Source organism: Bradyrhizobium sp. CCGB01 (assembly GCF_024199795.1).
Classification (GTDB): Bacteria; Pseudomonadota; Alphaproteobacteria; order Rhizobiales; family Xanthobacteraceae; genus Bradyrhizobium.
On sequence record NZ_JANADK010000001.1, the window covers coordinates 4,747,882 to 4,761,756 of the forward strand.

General features: G+C 64.5%; 18 protein-coding genes. 11 read left to right on the forward strand and 7 right to left on the reverse strand.

The annotated features are described in order from the left end of the window. Positions 1-95 precede the first annotated feature (95 nt). Entirely contained in the window at positions 96-908 is an 813-nt protein-coding gene (pdxY, locus tag NLM25_RS21810; RefSeq protein ID WP_254138335.1) for a pyridoxal kinase, read from the forward strand. Positions 909-912: 4 nt separating this feature from the next. Here pdxY and NLM25_RS21815 read toward each other — a convergent pair whose 3' ends face one another. Then, positions 913-2,232, reverse strand: coding sequence for a hypothetical protein (locus NLM25_RS21815; protein WP_254138336.1), 1,320 nt, complete (start codon positions 2,230-2,232; stop codon positions 913-915). Between the two features lie 307 nt (positions 2,233-2,539). Here NLM25_RS21815 and NLM25_RS21820 point away from each other — a divergent pair, with 307 nt between their 5' ends. From NLM25_RS21820 to NLM25_RS21830, 3 genes are all read left to right on the forward strand, one after another. After that, positions 2,540-2,704: a Flp family type IVb pilin gene (locus tag NLM25_RS21820; protein WP_254124307.1), complete on the forward strand. Its 165-nt coding sequence runs from the start codon at positions 2,540-2,542 to the stop codon at positions 2,702-2,704. Between the two features lie 192 nt (positions 2,705-2,896). Next, positions 2,897-3,145 (forward strand): hypothetical protein, encoded by a 249-nt coding sequence (locus tag NLM25_RS21825; RefSeq protein ID WP_254138337.1) that lies wholly within the window; start codon positions 2,897-2,899, stop codon positions 3,143-3,145. Between the two features lie 267 nt (positions 3,146-3,412). After that, positions 3,413-3,559: a hypothetical protein gene (locus NLM25_RS21830; protein WP_254118914.1), complete on the forward strand. Its 147-nt coding sequence runs from the start codon at positions 3,413-3,415 to the stop codon at positions 3,557-3,559. Between the two features lies 1 nt (position 3,560). Here the strand turns inward: NLM25_RS21830 and NLM25_RS21835 are convergent, their stop codons facing one another. Beyond that, complete coding sequence (locus tag NLM25_RS21835) at positions 3,561-4,124, reverse strand: bifunctional transcriptional activator/DNA repair enzyme AdaA (RefSeq protein ID WP_254138338.1); 564 nt, start codon at positions 4,122-4,124, stop codon at positions 3,561-3,563. Positions 4,125-4,263: 139 nt separating this feature from the next. On the opposite strand from NLM25_RS21835, the gene NLM25_RS21840 reads away from it, so the two are divergent. Together NLM25_RS21840 and NLM25_RS21845 are read left to right on the forward strand one after the other, a co-directional pair. Continuing rightward, complete coding sequence (locus NLM25_RS21840) at positions 4,264-4,680, forward strand: nuclear transport factor 2 family protein (protein ID WP_254138339.1); 417 nt, start codon at positions 4,264-4,266, stop codon at positions 4,678-4,680. A gap of 85 nt (positions 4,681-4,765) precedes the next feature. Further along, a complete protein-coding gene (locus NLM25_RS21845; RefSeq protein ID WP_254138340.1) occupies positions 4,766-5,701 on the forward strand; it encodes a DMT family transporter in 936 nt (311 codons plus the stop codon). Positions 5,702-5,706: 5 nt separating this feature from the next. Here NLM25_RS21845 and NLM25_RS21850 read toward each other — a convergent pair whose 3' ends face one another. Continuing rightward, entirely contained in the window at positions 5,707-6,057 is a 351-nt protein-coding gene (locus NLM25_RS21850) for a zinc ribbon domain-containing protein YjdM (protein WP_254138341.1), read from the reverse strand. 199 nt (positions 6,058-6,256) lie between these two features. Between NLM25_RS21850 and NLM25_RS21855 the strand changes: the two genes are divergently transcribed. The 5 genes from NLM25_RS21855 (at position 6,257) to NLM25_RS21875 (ending at position 9,482) form a co-directional block, all read left to right on the forward strand. Beyond that, positions 6,257-6,793 (forward strand): helix-turn-helix domain-containing protein, encoded by a 537-nt coding sequence (locus NLM25_RS21855; protein WP_254138342.1) that lies wholly within the window; start codon positions 6,257-6,259, stop codon positions 6,791-6,793. A gap of 316 nt (positions 6,794-7,109) precedes the next feature. Continuing rightward, on the forward strand, positions 7,110-7,793 hold the full coding sequence (locus tag NLM25_RS21860) for a cell envelope biogenesis protein TolA (RefSeq protein ID WP_254138343.1): 684 nt from the start codon (positions 7,110-7,112) through the stop codon (positions 7,791-7,793). A 183-nt stretch (positions 7,794-7,976) separates the two neighbouring features. Then, complete coding sequence (locus NLM25_RS21865) at positions 7,977-8,447, forward strand: hypothetical protein (protein ID WP_375167840.1); 471 nt, start codon at positions 7,977-7,979, stop codon at positions 8,445-8,447. A gap of 261 nt (positions 8,448-8,708) precedes the next feature. Beyond that, complete coding sequence (locus NLM25_RS21870) at positions 8,709-8,975, forward strand: DUF2312 domain-containing protein (RefSeq protein ID WP_254118927.1); 267 nt, start codon at positions 8,709-8,711, stop codon at positions 8,973-8,975. Between the two features lie 225 nt (positions 8,976-9,200). Beyond that, positions 9,201-9,482 carry a hypothetical protein gene (locus tag NLM25_RS21875; RefSeq protein ID WP_254118929.1) on the forward strand — a complete coding sequence of 94 codons (282 nt, stop codon included), beginning with the start codon at positions 9,201-9,203 and terminating at the stop codon, positions 9,480-9,482. Between the two features lie 111 nt (positions 9,483-9,593). Here the strand turns inward: NLM25_RS21875 and NLM25_RS21880 are convergent, their stop codons facing one another. From NLM25_RS21880 to NLM25_RS21895, 4 genes are all read right to left on the reverse strand, one after another. Next, positions 9,594-10,391: a transglycosylase SLT domain-containing protein gene (locus NLM25_RS21880; protein ID WP_254138344.1), complete on the reverse strand. Its 798-nt coding sequence runs from the start codon at positions 10,389-10,391 to the stop codon at positions 9,594-9,596. Positions 10,392-11,158: 767 nt separating this feature from the next. Further along, positions 11,159-12,199 (reverse strand): hypothetical protein, encoded by a 1,041-nt coding sequence (locus NLM25_RS21885; RefSeq protein ID WP_254141236.1) that lies wholly within the window; start codon positions 12,197-12,199, stop codon positions 11,159-11,161. Positions 12,200-12,444: 245 nt separating this feature from the next. Then, on the reverse strand, positions 12,445-13,023 hold the full coding sequence (locus NLM25_RS21890; RefSeq protein ID WP_254138345.1) for a phasin family protein: 579 nt from the start codon (positions 13,021-13,023) through the stop codon (positions 12,445-12,447). 290 nt (positions 13,024-13,313) lie between these two features. Then, a complete protein-coding gene (locus tag NLM25_RS21895; protein WP_254138346.1) occupies positions 13,314-13,829 on the reverse strand; it encodes a ParB N-terminal domain-containing protein in 516 nt (171 codons plus the stop codon). Between the last annotated feature and the right edge of the window lie 46 nt (positions 13,830-13,875).

A 13,875-nucleotide genomic window follows, 5' to 3' on the forward strand; every position in this document is an offset into this window, starting at 1 on the left:
GCGGCGAGAGTCCCGGATTACGCTGCGCTCCATCCGGGCTACGCCAACCACTGCTACGCTTGCCACATCCGGCATTTGACCCTACGGACTTCTGCATGCTCGTCATCTCCATTCAAAGCCAGGTGGTCCACGGCCATGTCGGCAACAGCGCGGCGGCCTATGCCATGCAGGCCGAGGGCGTGAACGTCGCGGCGGTGCCGACGACGCTGCTGTCGAACCATCCGCGCTATCCGACCCTGCGCGGGCGGGTGCTGGAGACCGAGCTCGTCGCCGATCTGCTGAAGGGCGTCGAGGAGCGCGATCTCGTCGACGAGGCCGCAGTGCTGGTCACAGGCTATCTGGGCTCGCCCGGCAATGCGGCCGTCATCGCCGATTTCGTCGAGCGGGCGCTGACGCGGAATTCGAAGCTCGTCTATCTCTGCGATCCCGTGATCGGCGATGACGGCCGCGTCTATGTCGCCGACGGCATCCTGGACGTGGTCCGGCACCGTCTGCTGCCGGCGGCTAACCTGATCACGCCCAACCAGTTCGAGCTCGAGCTGCTGTCGGGCACCGCTATTGCGGACGCGCCAGGCTTGCGCACGGCGTGCGCGGCGCTGGCGGGGCAGGGACGCATCGACGTTGTCGCGACCGGCTGCACGCTTGCCGATACGGCGGACGGGCAGGTGGAAACGATCCTATGCGCGGACGGGCAGCTGTCGCGCTTTGCGACGCCGCGTCTTCCGATCCGTCCCTATGGCACCGGCGATCTGCTCACCGGCCTGATCGCAGCGCATCTGGCCAAGGGCAAGGCGGTGGAGGCGGCGGTGCGGCTCGCGGTCGAGACTATCTTTGCGGTGCTGGTACGCACGCAGGAATCCGGTTCAGCCGAGATGCGCCTCGTGCCGCTGCCCGGGCGTAAGCCGTAACGGCTCAGGTCGCGCGCTTCGCGGCGGACTGCGCCGATTTCTGCGGCCTTGCCTTCTGCTCACGTGCGGCGTGCGCCCTCGACTTTGCACTGGCCACAGCCCGCCCCCTCTTCGACTTGACGTTGGCGGCTTCCTTGCGCTCCGCCGAGCCCCGGCGCGAGGTGTATTCCGGACCGTCGACCGGGCCGACATGTGGCGGATCGCGGCCGAGATAGGGCCGGCCGATGCCGAGCGCCTTGCCGTTGGCATCGACCCACTTCCACAGGATCTCGGTCGAGACCCAGCGCTGTGCGCGGTTGTTGCCCTGGGTGCTGACGATGTCGGCGGCCATGCCGTGGCCATAACCGCCGCGCGTGCTGCCGCCGTGATAGGAGCGATTCGAGGCGGCCTTCAGTCCGCTCGCGATCGACTGGCGATAATCGTCGCGAAACGCGCTGGTGATGCCGGGCGAGAGGCCGGCGGCTTCGGCCGCGAGCAGCGTGCGAAACAGTTTTCGCTTGAAGCTCTTGTCCATGCCGCCGATGACGTAATCCATCATCGACATGCCGGCGCGTTCGGCCGCCTTCGGATCCTTCCAGCCAAAGTCCTCGTCGACCAGTTTCGTGAAGCTGCGCATCACCGTGACCGTCTTGCCCCTGCGCTTGATGGTGACGGGGCGGCGTTCCTCGACCTTGATCGAATCTTCCTTCGCCGTGCGCTGGTAGAGCGCCCAGAGATAGCGGTCGATGCAGGCGTCCATGACGAAGCACTCGTCGAGCACGGCGACGGTGTCGGCAGGCGGCGACGCCTTGCTCGGGGCGGGCGCAGGGCCGGTCGCAATCGTCGCGGGCGACAGCGCGTCTGTCGTCACGATCTCGGTGGGATCGGCCGATGCGAGTTTGACGACGGGCTCCGGCATCGGAGCCGGTGCAGCCTCGCTGACGACGGGCTCCGGTTCGGGCGAAATCTGCGGCGCGGGCGGCGCTTCCGCCGGCAAGGTCAGTGCCGGATCGGCGGAGGCGAGCTGGACGACGGGAGCGGGCGCTTCGGGCGGTGCTGCCTCGGCAGCCATCGGGCCTGGTGTCGCGGGGCCTGGTGTCGCGGCCACAACAGCCGCGATGTCGGCCGTCAATGCGATCCCATCTTCGATGGTCGCGGCGTGCGGGACATCGGCGAGCTCGAGACGGGTGAGATCTTTCGCGCGCGAGACGGCTGCCGCATTCGCATTGGCGCCGCTGTTCTCGATGAGGGCCGGAGCATAGGCGGACAGCGAGAGCGCCAGCCAGCCGCCGAGAACGGCCGAGGGGCAGGAGATCGCCACCAGAAGAGACCGCCGATCGTTCATGATCCCTGCCTCCAAACGGTTCGTTCGAACCAATCTTGCACAGCCAGGCACGCAACGCGTCGATTGTTCGGAGGACGGTGTGGCGGCGCAATGGCGGAAATCGGCGAGACAAGGCTTTTCGGATGGGTGTTGCCGAGACGCAACGCAGGTTCCCTGCGATTCCAGGGGCGGCTGAGAAGGGCTGCAAAGGCGGTCGCGATTGTCGTCAAATTGAATGGAGTGAATTTACTCAATCTTGGATTGCGCCCCGGTATCTCTCGCGTACCGGCAACATCTGGTTGAGTTGGGAAGGATGCGAGTTGTGAAATTGAAATGTCTGTTGGCCGAATTCGCCGCCGATGAATCCGGCGCCACCGCGATCGAATACGGCCTGATCGCAGCCGGTATCGCGCTGGCGATCATCGAAATCATCTATGCGCTCGGCACCAATCTCGTCGCAAAGCTGCAATCGCTTGCGGCGGCCCTGAAATAAACGTTTGCCGGTCCCTTACCTCGGGATGCACTGCCAACGCTCTTGCGGGGGCGGGAACAGTGCTCGCGAGTCTTGCGACAGTTAACCATCGCGTCCATGCGTGGGGCGCGATATTGCGATGCAGCAATGCATATCGCAATGCAGCAAATCAGCATTAGATGTGCTCCGAACCTACTTCCAGGAGCATCACCAATGAACAAGAAGACTTTGTCGATCGCAGCCGCTGTCCTCGCCATCGCGGGCTCGACTGCCGCCTTCGCTGCCGAACTGCCGTCCTATCAGGCCAGCGGCATTCCGGTTTCGCCCGTGCAGGTCCGCGTGCTCGGTGCCACCAATGTCGAACAGCAGGTGACGGCGCCCGCCACCAGCGTGACGGCGCTTCAGGCCAGCGTCCTGACGCCGCGCAAGGTGAAGACCGCGACCGTGGGCAGCGCCCGCTGAGCAGATCGCACCGAGCCGAGAGCTTGGTGCGCGAACTTCCACGACATCATGGCCGGGCTCGTCCCGGCCATTTCTTTTTGTCCATCCCGTTCGCGTGTTGATGCGCGTAGTGAGAATCCTCTCGCGAAAAAATTCCTCGCCACGCGCGACTTGTGTATCGCCGTTCAAAACGAGTGTGATCTCTTTAATAGTTGCTTTGCAGATCGCGGCGCTTGATGCGGGCGCCGCTTATTGGCGGCCAAGAATGGACCACATACTGGAGCCGTCATGCCCGTTGCACAGAAAGCCGTGATTGCAAGCGCCTCGCCGCGCGCGTTCGTCCTCAAGCATCTCGCCCTGTTCGCAGCCGCCGCGCTGTTCGTGTTCGTGCTGAGCCTGACCTACGGGCTCGATCTCAGCCCCGGTTTCTTCTGAGCTACGCACGCCTCGATGAGCGCAGGCTCGACGGCGATCTTCCGTAGAGCTCGGCGAACGCGGCGTTGAATCGGCGCAGGCTGCCGAAGCCGGCCTGGAACGCGATATCCGTCATGGTGTGATCGCCGGCATCGAGCAGACGCTTTGCGCGCTGGACGCGCAGCGTCTTTGCGAGCTGCTGCGGCGTGGCGCCGACATGGCGCTCGAACAGTCGTGCGAGATGACGCGAGGAGATGCCGAGCCGCATCGCGAGCGTCACCACGGAATCCGCGTCGAGCGCGCCGTCGTTGATCAGCTTCACCGCGCGCGCGACCGTCGAGCGCGTGCCGTTCCAGGCCGGGCAGAACGGCGCGGTTTCGGGGCGGCAGCGCAGGCAGGGCCGAAAGCCTGCGGCCTCGGCCGCGGCCGCCGTCGGATAATAGACGACGTTGCGCGTCAGCGGCTGCTTGGCCGGGCAGACCGGGCGGCAATAGATGCCCGTGGTCTTCACCGCCGTGAAGAAGCGGCCGTCATAGTGGGCATCCCGGCGCAGGCGCGCGGCGTTGCAAGTCTCAAAGCTCAGCATGGCCGGATCATAGCGCATGTCCGCGCGGGCGGAAGGGCCGCGGGATGACCGAGTCCGATTGTGGCGAGCCGCAACGCGCATGGCGGCCTAGAAGGCGGCCTTCAATCAACATCCCTCGATGCAAGCTTTGGAGCGCGCCGTGACCAGCCCGAAAGACATCGTCCTCAACGCCTGGAAGACCTTTTCCTCGCGCGATGCGAATCGCATCGCCGCGTTGTTCACGGAGGATGCCGAATGGATCGCGCCGAAGGGCAACGCCACCGCCGTCGCACTCGATCACGCCGATCACATGGTCGGCGCGCAAGCGATCGCGCGCTTCATCGCGCAGGAGATGCACCGGATGTTTTCGGAAGTCGATATCGCCTTTCGCGGCGTCTACGCCGACGGCGATGTCGTGATCGTGGAGGAGCGGATGCGCGCGACGCTGCCCGGCGGCAAGCACTACGAGAACGACTATTGCTTCGTGTTCACGGTGGCCGGCGGGAAAATCCGCGAGGTCAGGGAATACATGGACACGCGCAAGGGATGGCGGATGGTGTTCGGCGAGGGGGCGTGATGATTGGGCCCACGGAAACTCACCGCGTGCCAGACCTGCAACTGCGTGGGTTGAGGCGGCCTGCGCGCTGACATAGAGCTTGCGGATGGATCAGCGAACGAGCGGCGCTGACGCTCTCATTCAGAAGAACGATGCGCAGAACAACGACGCGGCGCCGGCGCTGCTCGGCGTCGTCTGCGGCCTGTCCGCGGCGCTGTTCTGGGCGCTGGGCTTTGCCGGCACGCGTCACGGCCTCAAGGTCGGCTTCACCCCGGTCGACCTGCTCGTGCACCGCTATGTCTGGTCGGGCATCGCGTTCCTGCCGCTTGTCCTGCGCGCTGGCATCTCCGATCTCTGCGGCATCGGCTGGGGCAGGGGCCTGGTGCTGATGGTGCTCGGCGGTCCCGTGATGTCGCTGATCTCCTACACCGGATTTATGTTCGTCCCGCTCGGCCATGGCAGCGTGATCCAGCCCTCCTGCGCGACGCTCGGCGGCCTGCTGCTCGCAGCTCTGTTCCTGAAGGAACATATCTCCGCCTCGCGCCTTGCCGGCGCCTTCGTCATCGTCGGCGGCCTCGGCGTGATCGGCGCGGAATCGATCGGCCATATCGGCGCCGACGGTGTGCTGGGCGATCTGATCTTCGTGCTGACCGGATTGATGTTCGCCGGTTTCGGCGCAGCTCTGCGTCACTGGCGCGTGTCCGCCGTGTCGGCCGCGCTCGTCATCAACGTGCTGTCGCTGCTGCTGCTGCCGGTCTATCTCGCGACCGTCGGTCTTGCCCATGTCGCGGCGATCGGCTTGACCGAGAACGCCATCCAGGCGCTGGCGCAGGGCGTGCTCGCCGGTCCCGCCGCGCTGTATCTGTTCGCCGTCTCGGTGCAGCGCCTCGGCGTCGCCCGCGCGGCCGTATTCCCGGCCTGCGTGCCGGCGCTGACGCTCCTGGTCGGCTGGCTGCTGCTCGGCGAGCCGCCGACGATGTTGCAGGCGGCGGGCCTCGTGACGGTGCTGTGCGGGTTTTATCTGGCGCAAAGGCAGCGGTGACCGGCTCACGCCTTCTTCACGAACTCCGCTTTCAGATTCATCGCGCCGATGCCGTCGATCTTGCAGGCGATGTTGTGGCCGTCGGTGGCGTCCTGGAGGCGGATGTTCCTGACCTTGGTGCCGCCCTTGACGACCGATGACGAGCCCTTGACCTTGAGGTCCTTCATCACGATGACGCTGTCGCCGTCCGCGAGCACATTGCCATGGGCATCGCGCACGCCGGCCTCCTGCGGAGCATGCGCGGCGGCATCGCCGTCCGCGCTCCATTCATGCGCGCACTCCGGGCAGACCCAGAGATCGCGATCCTGGTAGGCGTGCTCGGACTGGCAGTTCGGACATCTCATCGGTTCGGTCATTGCTTGCCTCGTCACCCGTCACGGGCGCGCCGCACGCATTCCGCCGGAAAAGATGGATTGGGAGCAAATCCTTTACCATGGCGTCCGGTCCCGGTTGAAGCGGCGGAACCTTAGGAGTTCAGGAAAAATTCTGCGGTATTGAGGTCCGGAATTTCCGGCTGCGTCCGTTCGACGCCGCCGCAGCAGGAGCGTCCAGGTCATGAGCGAGCACCGCGCCGCGGTCCGACATCACACGTTGCGGACCGGCATTGTCGAGTTCGACAACGGCACCGGCAGCATCATCAGCGTGCCCTGCACGATCCGCGATGTCTCCGGCACCGGCGCGCGCCTGCAGCTCAACTCGTCGCTGTGGGTCGCCGAGCAGTTCACGCTGGTCTTCCAGAGCGGCCTGCGCAAGGACTGCCGGGTCGCCTGGCGCAAGGGCAGGCTGATCGGCGGTGCGTTCACCGATGGCTGTGCGAGCGCGGACGAGCAGGCCGTCATGATGACCGCGGACGAGCAGTCCCGGCACCGGCTCGGGATCGGTGCGCGCGTCAAAACCGCGCGCGAGACCCGCGGCTACACCGAAGCCCAGCTCGCCGAGCGCATCGGCGTCACGCCCGCCTTCCTGGCGCTGGCCGAGAACGGCGAGGCGGATATTCCGCTCTACCAGCTGATGCACATCGCCGATCTGCTGATGGTCGGCCTCGATGGGCTCGTGGCGGGACCTGTGCCTGAGGACGTCGACGCGGCGTAGCGGTTCGTAGGGCCGTAGCCCGGATGAGCGAAGCGATATCCGGGACCTTCGTCGCCGGAACAATCCCCGGATGTCGCTTCGTTCATCCGGGCTACGCGTGCTGCGGCGCGTCCAACTAAACCGGCGAAAACAACCCCATGCACAGTAGAAATCCCTTGGGATTTCAAGATTCTGCAATACCGAATAATCCGGGCTGCACACCGACCTACTTCGGCGATACCGAATCGAATTTGACTCGTCGGGCAAAACAGGGGCACATTGGCGTGATGGGCGCCGGTGCGACGGGGACTTGTGCGTCGCCAGGCCGCGGGGCGACATGCCGACAAAACCGAAAAGAAAACTGAAGACCTACCAGACCTCGCTCGGCTTCTACGACCAGGCGGTCGCCGCACCGTCGATGAAGGCGGCGCTGGAGGCCTGGGGCGCCAGCTCCAACCTGTTCCACCAGGGCGTTGCGAAGGAGACCGACGACCCCGACATCGTCGCCGCGACGATGGCAAGCCCGGGCGTCGTGCTCAGGCGTCCCGTCGGATCGAACGGCCCGTTCACCGAGAGCTCGGAGTTGCCGACTGATCTCGCCGACGGCGAGACCAGGCGCAAACCCAAGTCCAGAGCGCAGTCCAAGTCCAAATCAAAATCCAAGCCGGACAAGCGTCCCGCCGGGAGCGCACGCAAACAGCCTCTTGAGATCGACGAACGACAGGCGCGCAGGGCCGCCGCGGCGTTCGAGAAGGAGGAGCGGCGGCGGCAAGCCGAGCGCCAGAAGGAGGAGGCCGCCCGCGCCAGGGAGCGCGCGCGCCGGGACAAGGCGGTCGCGACAGCGCAGGCGGCGCTGGACAAGGCGAGGCGCGAGCACGAGGCGCGGTCGGAGGCGATCGAAGCCGAGCGGGCGGCGCTCGACGAGCGCGTCGAGGCGGAGGAGAGCCGGTGGAACAAGCAGAGGATCAAGCTGCAGGAGGCGGTGCGCGCAGCAGAGCGAGGAGAGGTTGAGCGCTCATAAGATCCGGTATCGCTGCGTGCCGCCCTGGCGACTAGGAAAAAACGGCAATACTGGGGCTGTCAAGAACACATCTGGTTAGAATGCCGCTTCTCACCGTAATACACTCGGCGCCGTTTGGGGTTCAGGGCGCATATTGGGAGGATAGTCATGGCAAGTATTGAACAATTGCACAGACGGGAAGGCGTGAACCTGCTTCAGCTCGAGGCGGACATTGCGTCGGTACGCACGGGAAGCTCGATTGCTTCCATTGCTCTGCCTGATTACGTCGAGCATACCGCGGGGGTGACGCGCGTCGGCGCGCTCAGTGCGGAGGCGGTCATTCGCGACTACGAGTCCGCCGCAAAAGAGATCGAGGCCATGGGCACCGAGTTGATCGACGCCGCGCAGAAGTGCGAAGCGCTGACAGCCCAGGTCCATGATGCGATCGCCTTCATGCGCGAAACGGCGGCGGGGTACCGGGAAGAGGGACGGAAGATCTTCAAGCGCATCGAAGAATGCGCGCTGTTCACCGAAGACGTCCGCAAGACCTGCGAACAGATCAAGCGCAGAATGGCGGAAGTCTCGGTCGGCGAGTCTCCCGAGACGGAGCTCGCGGAGCAAGAACCCGAGCCGAACGGCATCGCCGCCAAGCTGCCGTTGAGCGAGGTACACTGAAGTGGGCGTCGAGCGTCCTTCGTAGGACGGGTTGCGAACCCATCGTCGCGCAAGCGTCGATGGGTTCGCTTCCGCCTCAGCTCGTCGAGCTACGCTCGCTGTTTCACCGGACCTTCAGTCAGGGGCTTGCAGTCAGGCTTGCGCCCGCTGGTCGCGCGCGCAGCTCGCGGCTTTGCGCGGGCGATGCGAGAGCGCGCGCGGTTAACACATTGGTCATTTCTTTGCGGTCATTTTCACGACCTCAGTCAGCAAAGAGGCACCATGTCCGACATCACCATTCCCGGCGGCAAAATCCGTTCCTTCGTCGAGCGGATCGAGAACCTCGACAGCGAATTGCAGGAGTTGAGCGAACAGAAGAAGGAAGTCTTCTCGGAGGCCAAGGGCGAGGGCTTCGACGTGAAAATCCTCAAGGAGATCATCAAGCTCCGCAAGGAAGACAAGAACGAGCGCGACGAGCGCGAAAGCCTGCTCGATCTCTATATGCGCGCGATGGACACGGCGTCGCAGGAGCAGGCGAAAGCGGCGTGAGACGATCGGCTTGAACTGAGGAGAGATAGCCGCGGGACCCGCGGCTATCGCTCCGGCGTGACGCGGTGGGGAGGTCGGGACGGGTCGTGCGCTTTGCGAAACCCGACGCTTCCATTGGAGCCAGAAAGTTCTGGCCGACGTCGGTCATTCCAGCAAAGTCGCGCGCGAATTGGCTTGCCTTGCCATGCGTCCTTGCGCACTCTTCCCCGGCAAGGAGGCCAACGCATGAAGAAAATGACCGTCGCGTGTGCGCTCGGAACGGCCCTGGTGCTGTGCAATCTCGGGATCTCAGGTGCCGAAGCCCGGACGCGAAAGGCGCAAGTCGTTCGTGAACCGCAGCAGAGGCTCATCGTCACGGCGCCCGTGCTGAGGCCAACGCCGTGGGATTATTACATTATTCCACGCTATCGATATCGGCCTGAAGACGACCGCGTCGATCCCAACGGCCCGCCATACGTGTCGTCGTGGGTCCGCTATGAGGGATGGCGGTGGCCGTACTGGTGGTAGAATCCTGATTAGCGCGCAGGTGCCCGTAGCCCGGATGAGCGTAGCGATATCCGGGACCGGCGCAGCTTGGGGCAAGACCCCGGATGTCGCTCCGCTCATCCGGGCTACAAGCTAACCTCCGCCATCCGCCGCAAGGCGCACAAACTGCCGTTTCATCGCGTTGACCCTAGCGAGATAGCCCGCGACGAGGTGATCCCCGCAGCGCTCGCCTGCCATCATCTGAAACTTGCGGCGCGCGTAGGCGGCGGCGGGACCTGCGCCGCAGAGATGGATGATCGTTGCCAGATCCTGCGTCTGCTGCGCGTTTGGCCTCACATCACCCGCGAGGGTGAGAACCAGCGCGACATTGCGGTCCAGATACACCGATGCCAGCTCGATGGCATGGCTCGGGATCGCGCGGACATAGAAGCTCGTGAACCCGCAGCCGGTTTCCGTGACCGCGTTGCCACGGATACAGAACCGCGAGACCTCGGCGAAGGCCGGATCGGTCATCTGGAAGAGGCCGACGGCACTGGAGGCGGGCCGGTAGATCGCAAGGGGATTAAAACTCCATCGCCAGCGCCAGTAGGTGCGCGCGACCGGATTGGCTGAACTCTCGACCTGCGCCAGCGCGGCCAGCAATTCGGGCGTGATCGTCGCGGTGGAAAGCTTGCGGAACAGCGCCCCGTATTGCCGCCAGGTTTCGGCCGGCTCCTTGTCGAGCGAATTGCCGACGAAGACGAACAGCTCGGTCGGCTTGCGGATGACGTGATAGGCGATGTTCAGGAGGGCAAGGGCGGCAAGCAGGACCGCCGTGCCACTCGCGATCCGAACCATCCGTGGTGCGCGTGAGAAAGTCTTTCGTGCCCACCGGGCGCGCCGCCTGACGTTGCGCAGGCGAGGGAGGAGGTTTCGGTTTTTTCCTGGCATGGTCAGCGATCAGGGCTGCGAAACGATGCTGACGACCAACAATTCATGGAAGCGGACATTCTGGCGGACTGTGCGGATTCTGGCTGGCGCAGCGGCAGGGCTGAATCGCACAGCGCCCAAAAAAAGTCATACCGCAATTGTGAATTGGCCCACAGACGGCGGTGCTCCTGCCTGTTTATCTGCCGTCAGATGGCCCCTCGTGCGCACGCTTCGCATTGCGCGCCCGGCGCCTCCGCATTTCGCAACTCCTGGGTGATCGTTATGGGCGTTTTTCATCGCACGGCCATGCTTTGCAGCTGGTTCATCGAGTCCACCATGAGCGGGTGTACCGAGAGATTTCGCGTGCGCTGAACAAGGCGCGCAGGAGTTGTCTTGAGGCCCCGCCGGTGAAGGACGGGGCCTTTTTCATGTTCGCAATCTGCCCACTCCAGCCCGGCGGCGCCTTCGCGAGAAGGAGGCAGGGTCATGTGGGAGTATTTTGGACCCGACTTCGCTTTCGACGTCGTCAAAGGGGTGGTCGCTGGAATCGCCTCTTTGGCATTTCAGGTCGTCGCACCGCGGACCTTTCGTGCCGCGACGCAGTTTCGCGCGCGCTGGGTTGCGAGGAGGGCGGCGAGGCAAGCTGCACGACAAGCTTCAAGACAAGCGCGTCGAAATGCGGTGGCGAACGATGAGCGGTGAAGAGCGAACAGCCCGGGTGGAGCGTGAGCAGCATCCGGGCTGCACGGCGTTCTCGCCGCCGTGCGCAATGATCCGCCCTGCGGGGCTCACCAATCCGGATCGTAGGGGTCCATATAGGGCGGGGGCATCCAGCGTCCTCGCGGCGGCGGCCTGGGCCGCCGGGGTGCGGCTGCCTGCACGTGCGGCCGTGCAGGCGCAGCCGTCTCGCTATTCGTCACGCTCCGCACGACGGGTTTCGCGGATGCAGACGCGGATGGCGCCGCCAGTTGCGTTTGCAGCGCCTGGACCTGCGCGGCGAGGCGCGCATTGTCCGCCGCATCCTTCTCCTGCGCCGCCTTGAGCTGTTGAATGGTGTCGGCCTGCTCGCGCAGCGCCTGCTCGTTGCGGCTTTTCAGTTGCTCGAGCTTTCCGTTGATGCTCGCAAGCTCGCCGGTGATGGTCTTGAGCGATTGCGCGAGCTCGGACGATGACGGGTCAGGCGCTGCGGCAGCAGGTCTTGAAGTGTCAGTTCTTGGAGCGTCAGGTCTTGGAGCGTCAGGTTTTGGCGCGCTTTCCGTTTCCTTGCCGGGCGGCGGCGCGGGCACCGGCATCGGCCCATCCGCAGCAGCCAGTTGCACGGCCGGCGGTTGCGCCGGAGTTTCGATCGCGGCCGCTTGCGGGGGCTCGCTCGCGGCCGGCGGGGCCCATCGCGCCATGATCGACTTGCTGATCGACCTGGCCTCATCGCGATATTGCGACGCGAAGGCGGCACCGAGAAGGCCGATCGCCAGCACGAGGCCAACCAAAGCGCGCACCATGGTCCGATCTCCCTTCAGGCCTTGATCGCGAACCCTGACAGCCGGTGGGGGCGCCGTGTACTTGGGAGGCTCGGCCGCCGGCGCACCGGCGCTTGGGTGCGAGGCCCGCTGGCCTTCGCTGTCGCGTTCCATTCCGGAAACCATCCGGTCCAGTCGCGCAAGGTCTTCCTCCGCGCTCTTGATCCGGTCATAGGCCCGCGACAGCCCGCCATCGGCGCGCGCCTCGTCCGCCTTGTGGGCATCAGGCTTTTGGCTGTCAGGCTTTTGGGTATCAGGCTTGCCAGTATCAGGTTTGGGGTCGTTCGCTTCAGGCACCGATGCGCGCTCCATCCAGTCGGGCGTCAATGGGAGTGCGGCAGTCCGATCGTTGGCAGGATAGGTCTCACCGTTGTCCAACACAACGCGCGCGCGAAGGAAAAATTATGGCGGGCCCGGGAGCGGGGTGGCGTGAGGGGGTAGGGTGGGTTAGCTCCGAAACGAGCGCAAAGCGCAGTTCGCGCAGCGTAACCCACCACTTCTGTTTCCGCAGAGACGAAAGAGGCGGGTTACTGAAACTTGCGGCTCGGGATCTGTCGCTAGTGACGTGTCGCGCGGATTTCGAGCGTCGGCTGGGTGAGCTTGGCCACGAACCCCTCAAAATGCATGACCCGTTGCCTGGTCAATTGTTCATGCAACTCGGCGATCTTCTGGGATTCGGCGACAAACGAGTCGCACACCTGTTTCGCGTACGCCATCTGAAGCTCAAAGGCCTCGACGGGTGAGCGCGCCGCCGCGAGCTTTCCCAGGAAGGCCCAGGCGTGCTCGAGCGATGTCCTCGTGTAGTCGCTATAGGCATCGGCAATGGCCTGCGTGCTGCTGGCGTGGGAGGGTTCCACCGATGCGACGGGCGCGCTTGCGGCGATCTCCATCCCGGAAGCCTCGCCCGGCAAGGCTGTGGCCGACGGTACCTGCGCACTGATCTCCCGGCTCGTCTCCTTCTCGGTCTCCTGCTTGTTCTCTTGCTCGGTCTGTTGGCTGATCTGCGCCGAGGCATCCGGCACTTGATGGGCTGCAGCCGTGTGTTGCTCGCCGGCCCCGGTCCGTTGCCCGGCCTTCTTCTTCCCGCTGCGCCGGCCGGATTTTCCCGTTGGCTTATGTTCGCCCGCACTCAACATTGCAAATAACTCCTGAATATCGCTGAAGCCGCAAGACTCCGTCGTGTTTGCGCTGAAATCGCGATTGTGGGTTGTCGCTTGCGTGGCGGCGATGTGGTGAGATTTTGCCAGGCATCGGCCAGGCCATCCTGTTTACGCGCTCGCTAAGGACCCACCATCCGGATCGCCGTAAGGGTCGACCACATAGGGCGGGCATTACGGTGCCAGTGCTCTCAATGGATCGGTCAGCATCAACGGCAAGTTAAGTGCACTGTCACCGTAATCCCGTCTCCGTAATTTGGAGCCGGCAATCAATAGCGGCCGCCGCTGCCCTTTTGCTGCGTGATCCAGTCCGACAATGTTTTCGGTGCCGATCTCGCAGTCCGGCCCGGTGATGCCTTCGCGTTGTCGCGGACGCCTTTCGTCTGACGGGTGCGCGGCGCTTCCGTTGCGTTGACGCGCTTCGTGGCAGCCGTCGATGCCTCTGCGGCTTCCTTCTCGAGGCGCAACTGTTTCAATCGCGCCATCTTGAGGCGCTCTGCTTCGACTTCAGGGCGTTCGGCGAGCTGCGGCTTGTGTTGCGCAAGCTCGGCCGGGACCAGGACACCGATAATGGTCGTCTCGCCGAGCGCCTTGCAGGCTTCGAGCCGATGCAGTCCCTCGACCAGAACGAGGCGGTCTCCGTCGAGCCGAACGGAAATGGGGGCCTGTTGTCCGATGTCCAGAATACTTTCCGCGATCTCCCCGACGATCTCGGGCTTGATAGCTTTCTTCTGCTTCGTGGGAACGAAGATCTTCTCGATCGGGAAGCTTTCCGGTTTGGGCATAACTCGACTCCGCTTCTACCGGGCCCGTCGGAACCCATGCCGGTGG

Excerpts from the sequence above, each read along its gene's own strand:
- pdxY (WP_254138335.1), top strand. The coding sequence starts at position 96 with ATGCTCGTCATCTCCATTCAAAGCCAGGTGGTCCACGGCCATGTCGGC.
- NLM25_RS21815 (WP_254138336.1), bottom strand. The coding sequence starts at position 2,232 with ATGAACGATCGGCGGTCTCTTCTGGTGGCGATCTCCTGCCCCTCGGCC.
- NLM25_RS21825 (WP_254138337.1), top strand. The coding sequence starts at position 2,897 with ATGAACAAGAAGACTTTGTCGATCGCAGCCGCTGTCCTCGCCATCGCG.
- NLM25_RS21830 (WP_254118914.1), top strand. The coding sequence starts at position 3,413 with ATGCCCGTTGCACAGAAAGCCGTGATTGCAAGCGCCTCGCCGCGCGCG.
- NLM25_RS21835 (WP_254138338.1), bottom strand. The coding sequence starts at position 4,124 with ATGCTGAGCTTTGAGACTTGCAACGCCGCGCGCCTGCGCCGGGATGCC.
- NLM25_RS21845 (WP_254138340.1), top strand. The coding sequence starts at position 4,766 with ATGGATCAGCGAACGAGCGGCGCTGACGCTCTCATTCAGAAGAACGAT.
- NLM25_RS21850 (WP_254138341.1), bottom strand. The coding sequence starts at position 6,057 with ATGACCGAACCGATGAGATGTCCGAACTGCCAGTCCGAGCACGCCTAC.
- NLM25_RS21855 (WP_254138342.1), top strand. The coding sequence starts at position 6,257 with ATGAGCGAGCACCGCGCCGCGGTCCGACATCACACGTTGCGGACCGGC.
- NLM25_RS21860 (WP_254138343.1), top strand. The coding sequence starts at position 7,110 with ATGCCGACAAAACCGAAAAGAAAACTGAAGACCTACCAGACCTCGCTC.
- NLM25_RS21870 (WP_254118927.1), top strand. The coding sequence starts at position 8,709 with ATGTCCGACATCACCATTCCCGGCGGCAAAATCCGTTCCTTCGTCGAG.
- NLM25_RS21875 (WP_254118929.1), top strand. The coding sequence starts at position 9,201 with ATGAAGAAAATGACCGTCGCGTGTGCGCTCGGAACGGCCCTGGTGCTG.
- NLM25_RS21880 (WP_254138344.1), bottom strand. The coding sequence starts at position 10,391 with ATGCCAGGAAAAAACCGAAACCTCCTCCCTCGCCTGCGCAACGTCAGG.
- NLM25_RS21885 (WP_254141236.1), bottom strand. The coding sequence starts at position 12,199 with ATGGAGCGCGCATCGGTGCCTGAAGCGAACGACCCCAAACCTGATACT.
- NLM25_RS21890 (WP_254138345.1), bottom strand. The coding sequence starts at position 13,023 with ATGTTGAGTGCGGGCGAACATAAGCCAACGGGAAAATCCGGCCGGCGC.
- NLM25_RS21895 (WP_254138346.1), bottom strand. The coding sequence starts at position 13,829 with ATGCCCAAACCGGAAAGCTTCCCGATCGAGAAGATCTTCGTTCCCACG.